Here is a 20,516-nt window from a genome sequence, read left to right on the forward strand (position 1 = left end):
AGGCCAACTCTTTTACTATGTAATGCCGCAGCAGGTCAGGCCACGGTTTATGCCGGTTAGGGTATAGAGGTGGGTATCTTCACCAAACGGAGTTAACACAAGGATGCGATTAACGACGAAACTTTCTGCTTTTATGACACTACTAACCGGCCTCGCAATTTTTGTGACGCTCGTTGGTTGTTCATTAAGCTTCTTTAATGCGATGCATTATAAAGTTCATCAACGCGTGGTTGCTGTTGCCACCATCATTGATAATGATTTGGTTTCAAACTCACCTGAAGGTCTAATCAAACGCCTCAACGAAGTCATGGTTCCCATTGATATCACCGAGGTCGATTTCAAAGTTGGCGATAACACTGTTTATAAACATCAACTGACTCAAACCTACCGTTTGCTCGGCAATAGTTATAGTTTCCGTACCGTGACCGTTGAATTAATGAAGCATCCGGGGATGTTTCTGAGCCTGACTTATCGCGACCCGGTAGCGAATTACTACAACTCGCTTTATACGACGGTTCCTCTGTCTATCACCATTGGCTTCATGCTTATTGTGCTGTACTTTGCGATACGCTGGATGAAAAAGCAGCTGGTGGGGCAAGAGTTACTGGAAAGCAGAGCGCGGCGCATTCTGAATGGTGAGAGAGGCGTTGATGTTCGCGGTTCGGTGCTTGAATGGCCACCCCAAGCCAGCAGTGCGCTTGATTTGTTACTTTCTGATCTGCAAAACGCCAGCGATCAACGTAGCAGAATGGATACATTGATCCGCTCCTTTGCTGCACAAGATGCAAAAACGGGCCTGAATAACCGCCTGTTTTTTGATAACCAACTGGCTACCTTACTGGATGAGCAAGAGCAAGTTGGTGCACACGGCGTCGTCATGATAATTCGCCTACCAGATTTTGAAACCCTGCATGAAACGTGGGGACGCAATGCAGTAGAAGAGTATTTGTTTACCATTATTAATATGTTGTCGACATTTGTGATGCGTTATCCAGGAGCATTGCTGGCACGCTATCTCCGCAGCGATTTTGCTGTTTTATTACCGCATCGCACATTGAAAGAAGCTGATAGCATCGCCAGCCAGTTACTGAAAGCTGTCGATTCTTTGCCCCCAACGCGGATGTTGGATCGTAATGACATGATGCACATTGGTATTTGTGCGTGGCGTAGTGGGCAAAGCAAAGAGCAAGTAATGGAAAATGCGGAAGTGGCGACCCGTAATGCTTCGCTGCAAGGGACAAATGGTTGGTCGGTTTACGACGATAGTTTGCCTGAGAAAGGGCGAGGTAACGTGAAATGGCGTACGCTTATTGAGCAGGTCTTGCAGCGTGGTGGTCCACGTTTTTACCAGAAGCCGTCGGTGATGCGTGATGGCTATGTGCATCATCGGGAAATCATGTGTCGGATTTTCGACGGCGAACAAGAAGTGCTGGCGGCAGAATATTTGCCAATGGTGAAACAGTTTGGTTTGTCTGAGCAATATGACCGACAAATCATTTCCCGTTTGTTACCGTTAGCAGGGTTCTGGCCAGAAGAAACACTGGCAATTCAGGTGTCCGTCGAGTCACTGATTCGCGTACCGTTCCAGCGTTGGTTGCGGGATGCATTGATGCAGTGCGAAAAATCGCTTCGTAAACGTATTCTTTTTGAACTTGCAGAGGCAGATGTTTGTCAACACATCAGCCGTTTGCAACCTGTGATTCGCTTGATCAAAGCATTGGGGGTTCGTATTGCTGTCTCCCAGGCGGGTTTGACTGTGGTGAGTACGTCCTATATTAAAGATTTGGATGTCGAGTTGATAAAACTACACCCAGGGCTTGTGCGAAATATTGAGAAACGAACCGAGAATCAGTTGTTTGTGCAGAGCCTGGTTGAGGCCTGTAACGGGACTCAGACCCAAGTTTTTGCAGTTGGTGTCAGAACTCGAAGTGAATGGCAGACACTGGTGGAGAAAGGCGTGGCGGGTGCTCAGGGGGATTTTTTTGCGGCCTCTCAACCACTCGATAGCAACGTGAAAAAATATTCGCAAAGATACTCGGTTTAACCTGCCGTTTATAAATATTTCACGTAGAATAACGCGCGCTGCATCTCAAGGGGGCGAATCAGCCTGCTGACCAGATTGTTGAAGCATGAAATGAACCCAGTTTGCTACCCAGCACTGTTCGTTTAACCCACAGCGTTTGTTTATTTCCTCTGCAGTTGAGGATAAACGTGCCGAAGGTGCCACAGTCGTAGTAAACTGCACAATTTTTCACCATTGCAGAACATTTTTGCGCCTTGTCGCTGCAATGAGTGGTTGATAAAGTAAGCGGATTTTGTGTCCGCCCCAGCTTTCAGGATTATCCCTTAGTATGTTGAAAAAATTTCGTGGCATGTTTTCCAATGACCTGTCCATTGACCTGGGTACCGCGAATACCCTGATTTATGTAAAAGGACAAGGCATCGTATTGAATGAGCCATCCGTCGTGGCCATTCGCCAGGATCGTGCCGGTTCACCGAAAAGCGTTGCTGCTGTCGGTCATGACGCTAAACAGATGCTGGGCCGTACGCCTGGCAACATCGCGGCTATTCGTCCAATGAAAGACGGCGTTATTGCCGACTTCTTCGTGACTGAAAAAATGCTGCAACACTTTATCAAGCAAGTGCATAGCAACAGTTTTATGCGCCCAAGCCCACGTGTTCTGGTTTGCGTGCCTGTTGGCGCAACTCAGGTTGAACGTCGTGCTATCCGTGAATCCGCTCAGGGTGCCGGTGCGCGTGAAGTGTTCTTAATTGAAGAGCCAATGGCTGCCGCTATCGGTGCTGGCCTGCCAGTTTCTGAAGCAACCGGTTCTATGGTTGTGGATATCGGTGGTGGTACAACTGAAGTTGCCGTTATTTCTCTGAATGGCGTGGTTTACTCTTCTTCCGTACGTATTGGTGGTGACCGCTTCGACGAAGCCATCATTAATTATGTCCGTCGTAACTACGGTTCACTGATTGGCGAAGCGACCGCTGAACGTATCAAACACGAAATCGGTTCTGCTTACCCAGGCGATGAAGTGCTTGAAATCGAAGTGCGTGGTCGTAACCTGGCTGAAGGTGTTCCACGTGGCTTTACTCTGAATTCCAATGAAATCCTCGAAGCCCTGCAAGAGCCATTGACGGGTATTGTGAGTGCTGTGATGGTTGCATTGGAACAATGTCCACCAGAACTGGCTTCTGATATCTCCGAGCGCGGTATGGTTCTAACCGGTGGTGGCGCATTATTGCGTAACCTCGACCGCCTGCTGATGGAAGAAACGGGTATTCCGGTAGTAGTTGCAGAAGATCCATTGACTTGCGTAGCCCGTGGCGGTGGCAAGGCACTGGAGATGATCGACATGCACGGCGGCGACTTGTTCAGCGAAGAGTAATCAGCCGCACGTAAGGGGCAGTCATTAAGATTGCCCTTTCTTGCAGGCCCTGGAATACGCATAGCCTATGAAGCCAATTTTTAGCCGTGGTCCTTCGTTGCAGTTTCGCCTAATTCTGGCGGTGCTGGTGGCGATTGGTGTAATGATTGCCGATAGTCGCCTGGGTACGTTTAGTCAGATTAGAACGTATATGGATACTGCCGTCAGCCCTTTCTATTTTGTCTCAAATGGTCCCCGTGAATTGCTCGACAGCGTGTCGCAAACACTGGCATCACGCGATCAGCTAGAACTCGAAAATCGTGCACTGCGTCAGGAACTGATCCTGAAAAACAGCGAATTACTGATGATGGGTCAATATCGTCAGGAAAACGCACGCCTGCGTGAATTACTTGGCTCGCCGTTACGTCAGGACGAGCAAAAAATGGTGACCCAGGTTATCTCCACCGTTAACGATCCTTACAGTGACCAGGTGGTTATTGATAAAGGTAGCGTGAACGGGGTCTATGAAGGTCAGCCAGTCATCAGTGATAAAGGTGTCGTAGGCCAGGTTGTCGCGGTCGCGAAACTCACAAGCCGCGTTTTGCTGATTTGCGATGCAACCCATGCGCTACCGATTCAGGTATTGCGTAATGACATCCGCGTTATTGCAGCGGGTAACGGCTGTACTGATGACCTACAACTGGAACATTTACCGGCAAATACCGACATTCGTGTAGGCGATGTGTTGGTGACATCTGGTTTAGGGGGACGCTTCCCGGAAGGTTATCCAGTGGGTGTCGTTTCCTCGGTGAAACTCGATACTCAACGCGCATATACAGTCATTCAGGCTCGCCCGACTGCTGGTTTGCAACGTCTGCGTTATTTGCTGCTGTTGTGGGGTGCGGATCGCGAGGGGCAAACCCCGATGCCGCCTGATGAAGTTCATCGTGTCGCCAATGAGCGCCTGATGCAAATGATGCCGCAGGTTTTACCTCCGGCTGATTCTGTAGGCCCACCGGCTCCGGTACCGCCTCCAGCAACGGGAATTACTCAGACACCGGCAGGGAATACCACTTCTCCTGCTCCTGCTACCCAGGGAGGGCAGTAGTGGGGAGTTACCGCAGCCAGGGCCGTTGGGTTATCTGGCTTTCTTTCCTCGTCGCCTTACTGTTACAAGTAATGCCCTGGCCGGACGACTTGAAAGTCTATCGTCCGGACTGGGTTTTGCTGATCCTGCTGTACTGGATCCTGGCTTTGCCACACCGAGTAAATGTCGGAACAGGTTTTGTGGTGGGTGCCATACTGGATCTGATCAGTGGTTCCACCCTTGGTGTACGGGCGTTATCTCTGAGCATCGTTGCTTATCTGGTGGCATACAAATACCAGCTATTCCGCAATCTCGCGCTTTGGCAGCAAGCTTTGGTCGTCATGCTGTTGTCATTGATGACCGATGTCATGGTTTTCTGGTCGGAGTTTTTAGTCATCAACGTCTCTTTCCGCCCAGAAATTTTCTGGAGCAGCCTGGTCAACGGTATATTGTGGCCATGGATCTTTTTGTTGATGCGTAAAATTCGCCAGCAATTTGCAGTGCAATAGGATTGAACATGACATCTTTATATCTGGCATCTGGCTCTCCACGTCGCCATGAACTTCTGGCTCAGTTGGGTGTGTCATTTGAACGCATCATTACCGATGTGGAAGAACAACGTCTGAGCCACGAAAATGCACAACAATATGTTGTGCGCCTTGCGCGTGATAAAGCGCGGGCAGGTGTTGCTCTTGCACCGCATGATTTACCGGTTTTGGGAGCAGATACTATTGTTATCTACAATGGCTGTGTGTTGGAAAAACCTAAAAATGGACAACATGCTGCTCAGATGCTGCGTCTGTTATCCGGTAATCAACACCAGGTGATGACGGCGGTTGCACTGGCAGACAGAGAATCATTGCTTGAAAGCCTTGTGACGACGGAAGTGACATTTCGCGCATTATCGGAACAGGATATCGCCGGTTATGTTGCCAGCGGTGAACCCATGGACAAAGCAGGTGCATACGGTATTCAAGGGCTTGGTGGTTGTTTTGTCAGGAAGATTAATGGCAGCTACCATGCTGTAGTCGGTTTACCCCTAGTTGAAACCTATGAATTGCTGAGTAATTTTCACGCATTGCGTGATGGACGAGGAAAACATGACGGCTGAATTATTAGTCAACGTGACCCCATCGGAAACTCGGGTGGCTTACATTGACGGTGGAATACTGCAAGAGATTCATATTGAACGCGAAGCACGTCGCGGGATCGTAGGGAATATCTACAAAGGTCGTGTTAGCCGGGTGCTTCCGGGGATGCAGGCGGCGTTTGTAGATATTGGCCTTGATAAGGCAGCATTTCTTCACGCTTCTGACATCATGCCACATACCGAATGTGTGGCGGGCGAAGAGCAGAAGAACTTCACAGTACGCGATATCTCCGAACTGGTGCGCCAGGGGCAAGACTTAATGGTGCAAGTGGTGAAAGATCCGCTTGGTACCAAAGGTGCTCGTTTAACTACGGATATCACGCTGCCATCTCGTTATCTGGTGTTTATGCCAGGCGCTTCGCATGTCGGTGTTTCCCAGCGCATTGAAAGTGAAGCTGAGCGCGATCGCCTTAAAAAAGTCGTCAATGCGTATTGTGACGAACAGGGCGGATTTATCATTCGTACCGCTGCCGAAGGTGTATGCGAAGAAGATTTATCATCAGATGCGGCTTACCTCAAACGCGTCTGGACCAAAGTTAGCGAGCGCAAAAAACGCAACAAGACGCGTTGCCAGCTTTACGGTGAACTGGCTCTGGCACAACGCGTGCTGCGTGATTTTGCCGATGCGGCACTCGACCGTATTCGAGTCGACTCCCGCCTGACATTCGACATGCTGCTGGAATTTACAGCAGAATACATGCCGGAAATGAACAGCAAAATCGAACACTACAGTGGTCGCCAGCCCATTTTTGACCTCTTTGATGTCGAAAATGAAATTCAGCGCGCGCTGGAGCGGAAAGTTGAGCTCAAATCTGGTGGTTATTTAGTCATCGACCAAACTGAAGCGATGACCACCGTGGATATCAACACCGGTGCGTTTGTTGGCCATCGTAATCTCGACGATACTATTTTCAATACCAACATCGAAGCGACGCAGGCGATTGCCCGCCAGTTACGTTTGCGTAATCTGGGTGGCATTATCATTATTGATTTCATTGATATGAGTAATGAAGACCATCGTCGACGTGTGTTGCATTCACTCGAACAAGCGCTCAGCAAAGACCGCGTCAAAACCAGTATTAACGGTTTCTCGCAACTTGGCCTCGTTGAGATGACTCGTAAACGCACGCGTGAAAGTGTGGAACATGTGCTTTGTAACGATTGCCCAACTTGCCATGGGCGCGGTACCGTTAAAACGGTTGAAACGGTCTGCTATGAAATTATGCGTGAAATCGTTCGTGTGCATCACGCATATGATTCTGACCGTTTCCTGGTATACGCATCACCAGCCGTAGGGGAAGCGTTGAAAAGCGAAGAGTCCCATTCATTGGCCGAAGTAGAAATTTTTGTCGGCAAACAAGTCAAAGTGCAGATCGAGCCGCTCTATAATCAGGAGCAGTTCGACGTCGTTATGATGTAACTCTCTGTGCGGTTGGTGCAGATTTGCGTTCCGCTTTGGCGGTTAACAAGGAGATATTCGTGAGGCGACTGCCCGGCATTCTGCTGCTCACTGGCGCAACGTTGATCGTTATCGTCGCACTGCTGGTGAGTGGTTTGCGGCTGGTTTTGCCGCATCTCGATGCCTGGCGCCCGGCTTTGCTCAACAAAATCGAAGCCATGACGGGCACGCCTGTAGATGCAAGTCAGATACAGGCAAGCTGGGAAAATTATGGCCCAACGCTGGACGTGCGCGATATCAAAGCGGGCTTGAAAGACGGCGGCGAGTTGACCGTTAAGCGCGTTACTCTGGCGCTTGATCTCTGGCAGAGCCTTTTGCATGCGCGCTGGCAATTCCGCGATCTCACTTTTTATCAAATGCAGATGCGCACCAACACCCCGCTAAGCCAGAATAAAGGTGACGGCAAGTTCGAAACGGGGGACGTTAGCGATCTCTTTTTACGCCAGTTTGATCATTTTGATCTCCGCGACAGTACCCTCAGCTTCCTGACTCTTTCCGGCCAGCGCGCCGAACTCGCTATTCCGCAACTTACCTGGCTTAACACAGCCAACCGTCACCGGGCAGAAGGGCTGGTTAGTTTATCGAGCTTTAACGGCCAGCATGGCTTGGCAAAAGTGCGTATGGATTTGCGCGACGAAAATGGTTTGCTAAACATCGGTAAAGTCTGGCTGCAGGCTGATAACGTTGATGTAAAACCGTGGCTTGGTCGCTGGATGAAAGACAATGTCGATTTACAGGCCGCTGAGTTTAGCCTTGAAGCCTGGATGGATATCAAAGCGGGTAAAGTTGCCGGTGGCAACGTCTGGCTGAAACAAGGTGGCGCAAGCTGGGCGGGTAAAAAAAGTACGCATCAGCTGTCTGTGGATAATTTAATGGCTCATGTTGACCGTTCTGACGTGGGCTGGAATCTTGCTATTCCCTCTACCAATATCACCCTTGATGATAAAACCTGGCCAAAAGGTTCGTTAGCGCTGGCGTGGATTGCCCCGCAGGAAGTAGGCGGAAAACAGAGTACCCGTAGTGATGAATTACGCGTGCGTGCAACCAATATGGAGCTGGAAAGCTTCACTGGTTTGCTGCCGATTGCTGAGAAAATCTCCCCTGATTTAGGCGATATCTGGACCACCCTGCAGCCGCGCGGGCACATTGATGTGCTGGCGCTTGATATCCCGCTTGAGCAAACTGAAAACACCCGCATGCAAGGGCGCTGGAAAGATGTGAGCTGGAAGCAATGGAAGATGTTACCTGGCGTTGAACATTTCTCTGGTTCCGTCACTGGCAGCGTGGCACATGGGCAGCTTAATGCACAGATCCTCGATGCCAAAATGCCTTACGAAGGTGTGTTTCGCGCTCCGCTGGAAGTTGAACGCGGTGTCGCAACACTCGAATGGCAAAAAAATGCTGCGGGTTTCCAGCTTGATGGTAAAAATCTTGATGTAAAAGCCCGTTCAGTTTGGGCTGCGGGGGATTTTCGCTATTACCAACCGACTGGTGACGAACCATGGTTAAGTATTTTGGCCGGAATCAGTACGCACAATGGCGCTGACGCCTGGCGCTATTTTCCTGAAAACTTGATGGGCAAAGAACTCGTCGATTACCTCAGTGGTGCAATTCAAGGTGGGGAAGCTGATAACGCGACGCTGGTCTATGGTGGCAACCCCCATCTTTTCCCTTATCTGCACAACGAGGGTCTGTTCGAAGTTTACGTCCCGCTGCGCAATGCCAAATTTGCCTTCCAACCAGATTGGCCGGCGTTAGAAAACTTGAACATTACACTGGATTTCATCAACGACGGTTTATGGATGAAATCTGATGAAGTGAAACTCGGTGGTGTGACCGGGCGCAATCTGACGGCGAATATCCCGGATTATGCAAAAGAAAAACTGTTGATTGATTCTGATATCAGCGGCCCGGGAAGTGCGGTTGGTCCGTACTTCAAAGAAACCCCACTTAAAGATTCGCTGGCCGCAGCCCTTGATGAACTCCAGATTGGAGGCGATGTGAATACTCGCTTACATTTGGATATCCCTCTTGATGGCAAACTGACCACCGCTTCAGGTGATGTTCAGCTCAATAACAATACATTGCTGATAAAACCGCTATCCAGCACGCTGAACAACCTGACAGGAAAATTCAGCTTTGTGAATGGTGATTTGAAAAGTGAACCTTTAAAAGCTACTTGGTTTAATCAACCGGTAACTATTGATTTCAATACTAAAACTGGTGAAAAAAATTATCAGGTCGGTGTCAATTTGCTGGGTGACTGGCAGCCGACAAAGATGGGGGTGCTGCCTGCACTAATCAATGCGGAAGTGAGTGGCAATGTTCCATGGAAAAGTGATGTGGCGATTTCGCTCCCGTACCACGGAGAGCCAAATTATCAGGTCAATGTGGCTGCGGATCTTAAAAATGTGAGCAGTCACTTACCTGCGCCGATCGATAAAGCTGCAGGGGAGCCTCTACCATTGAAAGTTGCGGTGAAAGGCAACCTCAACAGCTTCGATTTGACGGGTAATGCAGGTGCGACAAATCACTTCTCCAGCCGTTGGTTGTTGAATAAAAAACTGACGCTTGATCGGGCCATTTGGGCTACGAATAGTCATACCACTCCGCCATTGCCTGATAATTCTGGCTTAGAACTTGATCTCCCTGCAATGGATGGAGCGCAATGGCTGGCGTTGTTTAGCCAGGGCGCGGTAGAAAGTGTCGGCAATTCAGCATCATTCCCGACGGATGTTGCACTACGCACACCTTCATTGACCTTTGTCGGGCAGCAATGGAACAACCTGAGCTTGGTTTCCCACGCCATTCCTGGCGGCACGCGTGTCGAGGCCCAAGGCCGTGAAGTGAATGGCTCGTTGACGATGCAAAAAAATGCACCCTGGCGTGCGGCAATTAAATATCTCTACTTCAATCCGGATTGGGGTAACAGCACGGCTAAATCTGGTAGCGCTTCCCCACAGGGAGATAACAACTCAATTGAATTCCGCGACTGGCCTGATTTGCAACTGCGTTGTGCTGAATGTTGGCTATGGGGCCAGAAATACGGGCGTATTGATGGTGACATCGCCATTAAAGGAAACACGCTGGAGCTGGAAAATGGTTTAGTCGATTCAGGATTTGCCAGGCTGACTGCCAGTGGCCAATGGGTTAACAACCCGGCCCAAGAGCGTACCTCTATAAAAGGTAAACTTCATGGCGGTAAGCTTGATGCAGCGACTAACTTCTTTGGGGTTAAAACACCGATTCAGGGTTCATCGTTCGACGTAGACTATGATTTGCACTGGCGTGATAAACCGTGGAAGCCAGACATCGCTTCACTCAATGGCATCCTTCATACCAAATTTGGTAAAGGCCAGATTTCTGATCTGGGTACCGGGCATGCAGGGCAATTGCTGCGCCTGGTGAGCATCGATGCTCTTATGCGTAAACTACGCTTTGATTTCAGCGATACCTTTGGCAATGGCTTCTATTTTGACTCCATCCGCAGTACCGCGTGGGTCAAAGATGGCGTGCTGCATACCGACGATACGCTGGTGGATGGTCTGGAAGCCGATATCGGCATGAAAGGTTCTGTGGACTTGGTTCGCCGCCAACTCAATATCGAAGCGGTCGTAGCACCGGAAATATCTGCCACAGTTGGCGTGGCAACAGCATTTGTTGTTAACCCGATAATCGGTGCAGCGGTATTTGCTGCGAGTAAAGTATTAGGGCCGTTGTGGAGCAAAATCTCCGTGCTTCGTTACCACATCACAGGTTCGATCGATAAACCGCAAATCAATGAAGTGCTCCGTCAGCCAAGGGTTAACGACGCTAAGTGATTTGACGCGGGCAATTAATTACCGCAAGCTCAATAGATATGCCAGTCATAGTTCAGGACGCAGTTACTCGCTGCATCCTGAACAACAGCGGCACCAACTTTCAGTAAGAATAAGAGTAGCGAAACGATGAGTCTGAACCTGGTAAGTGAGCAGTTGCTGTCTGCGAATGGCTTAACCCATCAAGATCTGTTTTCTATTTTGGGCCAATTATCCGAGCGCCGACTCGACTACGGAGATGTCTATTTCCAGTCCAGTTATCACGAATCTTGGGTGTTGGAAGATCGCATCATTAAAGATGGCTCATACAACATCGATCAAGGTGTGGGTGTGCGTGCCGTCAGCGGCGAGAAAACCGGTTTTGCGTATGCTGACCAGGTTAGCCTGCTGGCATTAGAGCAAAGTGCACATGCAGCGCGCAGTATCGTGCAGGAAAAAGGGAATGGCCGCGTACAAACTCTAGGTGCCGTGCAACACAGTGCGCTCTACACCAACGCTGATCCTCTGCAAAGCATGACGCGTGAAGATAAACTCGACATCCTGAAACGTGTTGATAGCGCCGCACGTGCCGCAGATTCACGTGTTCAGGAAGTTACCGCTAGCTTGACTGGCGTCTACGAACTGATTCTTGTCGCAGCAACCGACGGCACACTGGCTGCTGATGTTCGTCCGTTAGTGCGTCTTTCCGTTAGCGTTCAGGTTGAAGACAACGGCAAACGCGAGCGTGGCTCCAGTGGTGGCGGTGGCCGTTTTGGCTATGACTATTTCCTCGAAACTATTGATGGTGAAGTTCGCGCAGATGCCTGGGCGAAAGAAGCCGTACGTATGGCATTAGTGACTCTTTCTGCCGTTGCGGCACCTGCGGGCATGTTCCCGGTCGTTCTTGGTGCAGGGTGGCCTGGCGTGTTGTTGCATGAAGCAGTGGGACACGGTCTGGAAGGTGATTTTAACCGTCGCGGTACGTCTGTATTCAGTGGTCAGATGGGCCAGTTAGTTGCCTCTGAACTGTGTACTGTTGTTGATGATGGCACCATGGCAAACCGCCGTGGTTCAGTTGCTATCGACGATGAAGGTGTTCCGGGTCAATACAATGTGTTGATTGAAAACGGCGTACTGAAAGGCTACATGCAAGACAAACTCAATGCCCGTTTGATGGGTGTTGCGCCAACGGGTAATGGGCGTCGCGAATCCTACGCGCACCTGCCAATGCCACGTATGACCAACACTTATATGCTGGCGGGTAAATCGACTCCGCAAGAAATTATCGAGTCGGTTGAATACGGTATTTACGCCCCGAACTTTGGTGGTGGTCAGGTGGATATCACTTCCGGCAAGTTCGTGTTCTCAACTTCCGAAGCGTATCTCATCGAAAACGGTAAAGTGACCAAGCCGGTGAAAGGCGCAACGCTTATCGGTTCTGGTATCGAAACCATGCAGCAGATCTCTATGGTCGGTAACGATCTGGCACTGGATAACGGTGTTGGTGTCTGCGGTAAAGAAGGGCAGAGCCTGCCAGTTGGCGTCGGCCAACCTACGCTCAAAGTCGACAACCTGACGGTTGGTGGCACAGCATAAAAATAAATAGCCGGGTTAATCCCGGCTGTTTTCACTCCCACGTCCTTTGTTCTCGCGTACCCCTTGATAGAGGTGCGAAACCTTCACGAAATATTCAGTCAGGTAGTTAATACAAACCTGCACTTTCAACGGTAACTTATCTTTTTCGGTATATAACGCGTACACCGGACGCGGGTCGGATTGATAACGCGGGAACAAGATCTCCAGCGAGCCGTCATTGATCTCATCGATCACCCACATCAGCGGTACATAAGCGATCCCAGCCCCCACTTTTAGCCAGCGGCTTAACGTCATCGGATCGTTGGTGATAAAGCGCCCTTGCGGGAGCATGCGCGTTGTCAGCCCTTCCGGCGCTATTAATTCAAATTCATTGTAGGGACGAATGCTGTATTCCAGCCACGAATGGTTCGCAAGATCGGCTGGTTTTTCTGGTGTGCCATTCTGCTGTAGATAGCTTTTCGAGGCGCAAACGACCATCGGCATTGACCCGAGTCGGGTTGAGAACAAGCTTGAATCCTGCAAAGCACCAACACGAATGACCACATCCAGGCCATCAGCAATAAGATCGGGGGCGGGAATGCCTGTGACCAGGTTAACCGTCAACCCAGGGTATTCTTTGAGCATATCGGCAGTCATGGACGCGAGGACATTTTGTGCCATAGTTGAAGAACAACCAATGCGTAGAGTACCAATTGGCGTGTTGTTAAAAGCATAGAGTTGCTCGTGAACTTCTTGTGCTTCATGCAACATCTTGCGGCAGCCGAGGTAGTAGATTTTACCGGCCTCAGTTAAGCCAATGCTACGTGTACTGCGGTTTAACAGCTTTACTTGTAGCTCATCTTCCAGTTTGGAAACGGTTTGGCTTATGGACGATACACTCATTTCTAACTGTCTTGCTGTAGCGGTAAAAGAGCCAAGTTCGACGACTTTGGCAAAAACTGACATGCGTTTAAGTCTTTCCATTGTTCACTCTGAGTTAAAAGTGATTTAGATCACACATTATAGATAACGGGCTAACAATTGCGTTAATATATTATTAACAACACGACCCGTATTACTCGTTAACTTAACGTTCCTGTCTTTACAGGGTTTGTGTCTTCTGCATTTTCTGCAAGGTTAACATGAGTCTATTTCCCGTTATCGTGATATTCGGTCTTTCTTTTCCTCCGATATTTTTCGAGCTGATTATTTCTCTGGCGCTGTTCTGGTTGGTTCGCCGTTTGCTGACCCCAACGGGAATTTATGATTTTGTCTGGCACCCGGCATTATTTAACACAGCACTTTATTGCTGCCTGTTTTATCTGATCTCGCGTCTGTTTGTTTGAGGTTGAAGTGAAAGTACTTACAAGAAAAATGACCCGCACTGCCATCACTCTAATTCTGGTGTTGCTTGCTTTCATCGCTATCTTCCGCGCTTGGGTGTTTTATACCGAATCGCCATGGACGCGTGATGCTCGCTTCACCGCGGATGTTGTTGCAATTGCGGCGGATGTGTCCGGTTTAATCACCGACGTACAGGTACACGACAACCAACTAGTGAAGAAGAATCAGATTCTGTTCACTATTGACCAGCCTCGTTATCAAAAAGCCCTGGAACAAGCTCAGGCCGATGTTGCCTATTACCAGACACTGTCCGTGGAAAAACGCCGTGAAGCGGGTCGCCGGAATTCATTGGGTATTCAGGCGATGTCACGTGAAGAAATTGACCAATCCAACAATGTGCTACAGACCGTAATGCATCAGTTAGCGAAAGCTGAAGCGACGCGAGATTTAGCTCAACTGGATTTACAACGTACCGTTATCCGTGCTCCGGCCGATGGATGGGTAACCAATCTTAATGTTTATACCGGCGAGTTTATTACTCGTGGTTCAACGGCTGTTGCATTAGTAAAACAGGATTCGTTCTACATTCTTGCCTACATGGAGGAAACCAAACTTGACGGTATTCGCCCAGGCTACAGAGTGCAAATCACACCACTTGGCAGCAATCGTGTTTTGCGTGGAACGGTAGATAGCATTTCTGCCGGGGTCACTAATGCCAGCAGCACAAAAGACACTAAAGGCATGGCGACCGTTGACTCTAATCTGGAATGGGTACGTCTTGCGCAGCGTGTGCCGGTGCGGATTCATCTTGATGAGCAACAGGGTAACCTTTATCCCGCCGGGACAACGGCAACTATCGTGGTGACTGGGGATAAAGACCGAGATACCGACCACGAATCGGTGTTCATTAAATTCATGCATCGTCTGCGTGAGTTCGGCTAAGCGTAGGTCGATATGTATTTTATCTCCCGATTACATCTGCGCTTTGCCATCAAACTGGCTTTTGCCCTCGTGCTGGCTTTGTTTGTTGGCTTCCAATTCCAGCTGGAAACTCCGCGCTGGGCGGTTCTGACTGCGGCGCTTGTCGCAGCAGGGCCTGCATTTGCCGCAGGTGGTGAGCCATATTCTGGCGCGATTCGCTACCGTGGAATGTTGCGAATCGTCGGCACCTTTATTGGCTGTATTGCCGCGTTAGTCATCATTACTACATTGATTCGCGCTCCGGTTGTCATGTTGCTGGTGTGCTGTATTTGGGCCGGTTTTTGTACCTGGATTTCCTCACTGGTCAAAGTTGAAAACTCCTACGCCTGGGGGCTTTCTGGCTACACGGCGCTGATTATCATCGTTACGATTCAGGCGAATCCTCTTTTGACACCGCAGTTTGCGGTAGAGCGTTGTAGCGAAATCGTGATTGGTATTGTCTGCGCAATTATTGCCGACTTGCTCTTTTCACCGCGCTCCATCAAACAAGAAATTGACCGTGAGCTGGATAATCTGCTGGTGGATCAGTATCGACTGATGCAGTTGTGTATTGCGCATGGCGATAAAGAAGATGTGGATAAGGCCTGGGCAGGCCTGGTGCGCCGTACTACGGCTCTTGAAGGCATGCGTACGAATCTCAAAATTGAATCTTCGCGCTGGGGCCGTGCTAACCGCCGGCTGAAAGCCATTAACACACTTTCTCTCACGCTTATCACCCAAGCTTGCGAAACATTTCTGATACAAAATACGCGTCCAGAATATGTCACACCTGAGTTCCGTAAGTTATTTGAGATGCCAGTGGAAACCGCCACTGATGTCCATAAACAGATGAAAGTCATCCGTAAAATGATTGCCTACGCCGGGGAGAAAAATACTCCGGTCACAATTAGTAGCTGGACTGGTGCAGTAACGCGTTACCTTTTGCTAAAACATGGCGTGGTGAGCAATACCCGCATTAGCGCGGTAGAAGAAGAGGTTTTAACTCAGGAAGTGGTCATCAAAGTACAGTCTGCCGAAGGCCATCACGCGATGATCAACTTCTGGCGCACCACGGTATCTTGCCTTCTTGGTAGCTTATTTTGGCTATGGACTGGATGGACATCGGGCAGTGGTGCAATGGTGATGATCGCTGTTGTGACATCTTTGGCGATGCGTTTACCTAATCCACGTATGGTGTCGCTCGACTTCTTATACGGAATGCTTGTGGCGTTGCCATTAGGGGCTTTCTACTTTTTGGTGGTCATTCCCTCTACGCAGCAAAGTATCTTGCTGCTGTGTATTAGTATTGCTCTGCTTGGTTTCTTTATTGGGATTGAAGTGCAGAAACGGCGCCTGGGTTCTATGGGCGCACTGGCCGGGACAATAAACGTTATCGTGCTGGATAACCCGATGACCTTTCATTTCAGCACGTTTCTGGACAGTGCGTTGGGGCAAATCGTCGGCTGTTTCCTGGCGATGATGGTGATATTGCTGATTCGCGATAATTCTAAAGAGCGCACTGGTCGTACTTTACTGAACCAGTTTGTTTCGGCAGCGGTATCAGCCTTGACCACCAATAATAACCGCCGTAAAGAAAACCATCTTCCGGCGCTTTATCAGCAGCTATTTTTACTGCTTAACATGTTCCCGGGGGATATTGATCGCTATCGTTTAGCGCTCACATTGATCATCGCTCACCAGCGGCTACGTGATGCGCCGATACCGGTTAACGACGATCTTTCTGCATTCCATCGCAAGCTTCGCAATACGGCGGATAAAGTGATCTCGGCTTCCAATGATGACAAACGGCGGCGTTATTTTGAACAGTTGCTGGAGGAACTTGAGATTTATCAGGAGAAACTCTGTATCTGGGAAGCCCCTCTACAGGTCACTGAACCTGTGAAGCGACTGGCGCACGTGCTGCATAAATACCAACACGCGCTGATAGATGCTTAACCCGAGCCGACGCCTTGCGTCGGCTTTTTTGTATCTATACTTACCAGATGCAAAATTCATAACGGGAGATATTTATGACAAATCAGGCACTCCAGGACAGTGAATTATTCAACACCGGTTATCTGGTCAATGGTGAGTGGCAGAAACTCAATCAAACGTTCGATGTTCTCAATCCAGCCACCGGAGAAGTCGTCGCTAAGGTCGCGAAAGCAGGTAAAAAGGAAGCCGAGGAAGCCATCGCCGCTGCCGCTAAAGCCTTTCCTGCATGGCGTGCAAAAACCGCCAAAGAACGTTCAACTATTCTCTACCGCTGGTTTCAATTGATTATTGAGAATAAGACTTGGCTTGGCCGCTTGATGACCACTGAACAAGGCAAACCGCTAAAAGAAGCGGAGGGGGAAGTTGAATATGCCGCGAGTTTTATCCAGTGGTTTGCTGAGCAGGCCAAACGGGCAAACGGCGAAATTATTCCCGCGATAAAACCCGGTTCACGTATCCTCGCAACCCGCGAACCTATAGGCGTTGTTGCGGCCATTACACCGTGGAATTTCCCGATGGCAATGCTCACCCGTAAACTCGGCCCGGCGCTCGCTGCGGGTTGTACTGGGGTTATTAAGCCCGCTAATAACACGCCGCTTTCGGCATTTGCCTTACTGGCGCTGGCGAAAAAAGCAGGTGTGCCGGATGGCGTGTTAAACGCCGTTGCGGGGAACACGCAAGAAATTAGTGACGCAATAATGGCAAGCCATGAAGTTCGTAAAATTTCATTCACCGGTTCCACCGCCGTCGGCAAAATGTTGGTGCGCAACGCTGCGGAAACCATGAAGAAGGTATCGATGGAACTCGGCGGTAATGCTCCTTATATCGTATTTAATGATGCTGACATCGACGAAGCGGTAAAAGGCGCTATCACCAATAAATTCCGTAACGCAGGCCAGGTTTGCGTCAGTGTTAACCGATTCTTTATTCAGGAAGGTGTTTATGACCAATTCGTCAATAAACTGGCCGATGCGGTTAAAGCGCTAAAAGTAGGGAATGGTCTGGAAGAAGGCGTGGTCGTTGGGCCATTAATTGAACAAGCGGCAGTCGATAAAGTGCGTGAGCATGTGGAAGATGCCCAAGCGAAAGGCGGTACAGTGCTGGTCGGGGGCAAGAGCCATGCATTGGGTGGCAATTTCTGGCAGCCTACGGTTATCGTTGATGCCAATGACGATATGAAACTTGCGCAGGAAGAAACCTTTGGTCCGTTGGCCGCTTGTTTCAGTTTCAAAACAGAAGAAGAAGTGATTGCACGGGCTAACAATACGCCATTTGGTTTGGCAGCTTACTTCTATACTCAAAATCTATCGCGTGTATTCCGCGTCTCACAGGCGCTTGAGAGTGGGATGATTGGTATCAACGAATGTGCCGTCTCGACTGAATTGGGGCCGTTTGGCGGTGTGAAAGAGTCCGGGCTTGGCCGGGAAGGTTCCGTGTTGGGCCTGGATGAGTTTCTGGAAGTCAAAACCCTGCATATTGGTGGGTTATAGACACTCGGAAGATGCTGCTCGTTCTGGTTAAGGTGGCAACAAATGAAGAAATACACCTTTGATTTTAGACAGATAGAAGACCAACCGGGATTCTATCTCCACTTTATCCAGGCATTTCGACTTGAGAAAAAACAGGTTCACGATCTCGATAGCTTATGGGATGTAGTCGTCGGGGGCATTTTGCCGCTCCCGGCTGAGATTGAATTTGTACATCTCCCAGAGATGCAAAGGCGGCGTTATGGAGCATTGATTCTGCTATTTGATGAGGCGGAAGAAGAGTTAGAGGGGCAGCTGCGTTTTAACGTGCGTGGTTAGTCATTAGGCATCAGATATAAAAAAGCCCCCAGAAAGCGGGGGCAAAGTCGTCAGATTTGTTGACGACGAGGGTTTATTTATACAGCTCAGCGGTGGCGTGCCATGTATCACCACTACGTGCTTCGGTAATACGATATGCCGATGCACCTTCTTTGGTCGCTTTCTGTGATAATTCCTGACGCATATCCATTGGCGCGCTACCCACTTGGCTTACGGAAATGCTGCCCATAGACTGCATGTTTTGTGCCTGTTCGCTGTTTACCTGATGTGCGGCTGCATTGGCACCGAAAGAGATAATGGAAAACAGGCTCAGTGCTGCGATAGTTAATTTGGTTTTCATGATGTCTACTCCTAAGTTTTTAACCAACGACCGGAAGGGCTTTAGCTACATTTATTGTTCTTGGGGCCGTCGTTTTGATTATGCGATTTATTACTGCAACTTATGCCAATCGGGCTGTTATTTATACAGTTCCGCAGTGGCATGCCATTGGTCGCCAGTACGTGCTTCGATGATGCGGTAAGAAGAAGCACCTTGTTCTTCAGCTTTTTTATTCAACATCTGATGCATATCCATTGGCGCGCTACCCACCTGGCTGACAGAGATTGAGCCCATTGGCTGCAGACCCTGCGCCTGCTCTGTGTTGATGGAAGTGGCTGCGAAAGCACCAAATGACAGCATTGAAAGCAGACTTGCGGCTACTACTGTTGATTTCATGTTCATAATATTTACCTCGTCGTATTCTTTTATTGGGGTCTTTGTTTCGTGACCCTCATCACAAAATCAAGTATACACTAATAACTCTGATAATTAATACCACGCTAATTATTCTCTATGAAACTTTACAATAATAGAGGCTTCTATTATTTCGTAAAGTTATTAAAAATTATCTTTTATTGCTATTTTTATGTTAAATATGATTAAAAACAATGAGATGGTTAGCGTTAGCTTTTAGTGCGGCGCATCACGTAACTTGCTGATGAACGAAATGTTTGCGTACAGATAAAGGAATGAGAGTGGAATTCAACGCAGGAGTAAAAGAATAGAAGGAATGGTGTTGGAGAAATGATTCCCGCCGTTCAGGGACAGCGGGAACAGTACTGCCTGGTGCTTAAAGTTCTTGTTCGAACAACACCAGAATCGCTTCATACAACTCTTTAACTGTGAAGTTTTTCGCAGGTGTAGTAAAGATGGTGTCATCCCCGGCTATGGTGCCAAGAATCCCTTCTGCTTTACCTAAAGAATCCAGCAAGCGAGCAATTAGCTGTGCAGCGCCTGGGCTTGTGTGAATAACAACCACGGCATCGTTGTAATCAATATCCAGTACCAGATTCTTCAACGGGCTAGAGGTTGTTGGCACGCCCAGCTCTGCTGGTAAACAGTACACCATCTCCATTTTAGCGTTGCGGGTACGCACTGCGCCAAACTTCGTCAGCATACGAGAGACTTTGGACTGATTGATATTTTCGAAACCTTCGTTTTGCAAAGCATGGACAATCTCGCCTTGAGAACTGAATTTCTCTTCTTTCAATAATGCTTTGAATGCTTTAACTAATTCTTCTTGTTTTGAGGAAATACGCATAGATCACCCATTTACAGGTCAACGAAGATAACATTATTATGCATTTAAATGAATTTTTATGCAAATAACTGGCTGGGTGTAAGCCTGAAATAATGTTATGAAAGAGGCGGATTTTATCAAATTTTGTTATCGAGAAACATGCCTTCGTCACGACTCTTAAATAAGTTGGTAAGTAAACCAAATGTTATCAAAATGATGTTGTTTTGCTGCGTGGGGAGGGGTAATGTAACCGCCTGTTGATGTGACAACATCAGGTTGTGACCGGGCGCTAAGGCGTCGTTTCCACCCGGCGAGTAAATGCAGCAGTAACGTTTCAGGATTGCGTAACCTCGCAAACCTAAAGCGGGAAGATTGTAATTACCCCTTCTCTGGATTATGGTCGCCACCGCA

18 protein-coding genes are annotated in these 20,516 nt (G+C 48.9%); 13 read left to right on the forward strand and 5 right to left on the reverse strand.

What is annotated here, in order from left to right:
* Nucleotides 1–103 precede the first annotated feature (103 nt).
* From csrD to tldD, 8 genes are all read left to right on the forward strand, one after another.
* Nucleotides 104–2,044 (forward strand): RNase E specificity factor CsrD, encoded by a 1,941-nt coding sequence (csrD, locus tag FH968_RS11820; RefSeq protein ID WP_139879672.1) that lies wholly within the window; start codon nt 104–106, stop codon nt 2,042–2,044.
* A 307-nt stretch (nt 2,045–2,351) separates the two neighbouring features.
* The gene (gene mreB, locus FH968_RS11825; RefSeq protein WP_034498906.1) at nt 2,352–3,395 is read left to right on the forward strand and encodes a rod shape-determining protein MreB; all 1,044 of its coding nucleotides are present in this window, start codon (nt 2,352–2,354) and stop codon (nt 3,393–3,395) included.
* Between the two features lie 67 nt (nt 3,396–3,462).
* Entirely contained in the window at nt 3,463–4,482 is a 1,020-nt protein-coding gene (gene mreC, locus FH968_RS11830; RefSeq protein WP_139879675.1) for a rod shape-determining protein MreC, read from the forward strand.
* The gene (mreD, locus tag FH968_RS11835) at nt 4,482–4,970 is read left to right on the forward strand and encodes a rod shape-determining protein MreD (RefSeq protein WP_139879677.1); all 489 of its coding nucleotides are present in this window, start codon (nt 4,482–4,484) and stop codon (nt 4,968–4,970) included. The genes mreC and mreD overlap by 1 nt, the downstream gene beginning before the upstream one ends.
* Before the next feature lie 8 nt (nt 4,971–4,978).
* The gene (locus FH968_RS11840; protein ID WP_139879679.1) at nt 4,979–5,572 is read left to right on the forward strand and encodes a nucleoside triphosphate pyrophosphatase; all 594 of its coding nucleotides are present in this window, start codon (nt 4,979–4,981) and stop codon (nt 5,570–5,572) included.
* Nucleotides 5,562–7,031, forward strand: a complete 1,470-nt coding sequence (rng, locus tag FH968_RS11845) for a ribonuclease G (RefSeq protein WP_139879681.1) — start codon at nt 5,562–5,564, stop codon at nt 7,029–7,031. Before FH968_RS11840 ends, rng begins: the two co-directional genes overlap by 11 nt.
* Before the next feature lie 59 nt (nt 7,032–7,090).
* Nucleotides 7,091–10,891 (forward strand): AsmA2 domain-containing protein YhdP, encoded by a 3,801-nt coding sequence (yhdP, locus tag FH968_RS11850; RefSeq protein ID WP_139879685.1) that lies wholly within the window; start codon nt 7,091–7,093, stop codon nt 10,889–10,891.
* A 126-nt stretch (nt 10,892–11,017) separates the two neighbouring features.
* Complete coding sequence (tldD, locus tag FH968_RS11855; protein ID WP_139879688.1) at nt 11,018–12,463, forward strand: metalloprotease TldD; 1,446 nt, start codon at nt 11,018–11,020, stop codon at nt 12,461–12,463.
* Between the two features lie 15 nt (nt 12,464–12,478).
* Here tldD and aaeR read toward each other — a convergent pair whose 3' ends face one another.
* Entirely contained in the window at nt 12,479–13,426 is a 948-nt protein-coding gene (gene aaeR / locus FH968_RS11860) for an HTH-type transcriptional activator AaeR (protein WP_139879692.1), read from the reverse strand.
* Between the two features lie 158 nt (nt 13,427–13,584).
* Between aaeR and aaeX the strand changes: the two genes are divergently transcribed.
* From aaeX to FH968_RS11885, 5 genes are all read left to right on the forward strand, one after another.
* Entirely contained in the window at nt 13,585–13,788 is a 204-nt protein-coding gene (gene aaeX / locus FH968_RS11865) for a p-hydroxybenzoic acid efflux pump operon protein AaeX (RefSeq protein WP_139879695.1), read from the forward strand.
* A gap of 7 nt (nt 13,789–13,795) precedes the next feature.
* Nucleotides 13,796–14,728 carry a p-hydroxybenzoic acid efflux pump subunit AaeA gene (gene aaeA / locus FH968_RS11870; protein ID WP_139879698.1) on the forward strand — a complete coding sequence of 311 codons (933 nt, stop codon included), beginning with the start codon at nt 13,796–13,798 and terminating at the stop codon, nt 14,726–14,728.
* A gap of 12 nt (nt 14,729–14,740) precedes the next feature.
* Nucleotides 14,741–16,702, forward strand: a complete 1,962-nt coding sequence (gene aaeB / locus FH968_RS11875) for a p-hydroxybenzoic acid efflux pump subunit AaeB (RefSeq protein WP_139879701.1) — start codon at nt 14,741–14,743, stop codon at nt 16,700–16,702.
* Nucleotides 16,703–16,776: 74 nt separating this feature from the next.
* Nucleotides 16,777–18,231, forward strand: coding sequence for an NAD-dependent succinate-semialdehyde dehydrogenase (locus tag FH968_RS11880; RefSeq protein ID WP_139879704.1), 1,455 nt, complete (start codon nt 16,777–16,779; stop codon nt 18,229–18,231).
* Between the two features lie 42 nt (nt 18,232–18,273).
* Nucleotides 18,274–18,546, forward strand: coding sequence for a hypothetical protein (locus FH968_RS11885; RefSeq protein ID WP_139879708.1), 273 nt, complete (start codon nt 18,274–18,276; stop codon nt 18,544–18,546).
* 73 nt (nt 18,547–18,619) lie between these two features.
* Here the strand turns inward: FH968_RS11885 and yhcN (FH968_RS11890) are convergent, their stop codons facing one another.
* The 4 genes from yhcN (FH968_RS11890) to FH968_RS23875 all read right to left on the reverse strand — a co-directional run bounded on the left by yhcN (FH968_RS11890) (nt 18,620) and on the right by FH968_RS23875 (nt 20,277).
* Nucleotides 18,620–18,886: a peroxide/acid stress response protein YhcN gene (gene yhcN, locus FH968_RS11890; RefSeq protein WP_139879710.1), complete on the reverse strand. Its 267-nt coding sequence runs from the start codon at nt 18,884–18,886 to the stop codon at nt 18,620–18,622.
* A gap of 117 nt (nt 18,887–19,003) precedes the next feature.
* Complete coding sequence (yhcN, locus tag FH968_RS11895) at nt 19,004–19,267, reverse strand: peroxide/acid stress response protein YhcN (protein WP_139879712.1); 264 nt, start codon at nt 19,265–19,267, stop codon at nt 19,004–19,006.
* A 388-nt stretch (nt 19,268–19,655) separates the two neighbouring features.
* Nucleotides 19,656–20,126 (reverse strand): transcriptional regulator ArgR, encoded by a 471-nt coding sequence (argR, locus tag FH968_RS11900; RefSeq protein WP_139879714.1) that lies wholly within the window; start codon nt 20,124–20,126, stop codon nt 19,656–19,658.
* The gene (locus tag FH968_RS23875; protein ID WP_139879717.1) at nt 20,092–20,277 is read right to left on the reverse strand and encodes a hypothetical protein; all 186 of its coding nucleotides are present in this window, start codon (nt 20,275–20,277) and stop codon (nt 20,092–20,094) included. The genes argR and FH968_RS23875 overlap by 35 nt, the downstream gene beginning before the upstream one ends.
* Between the last annotated feature and the right edge of the window lie 239 nt (nt 20,278–20,516).

This window comes from Buttiauxella sp. B2, assembly GCF_006376615.1.
Lineage (GTDB): Bacteria > Pseudomonadota > Gammaproteobacteria > Enterobacterales > Enterobacteriaceae > Buttiauxella.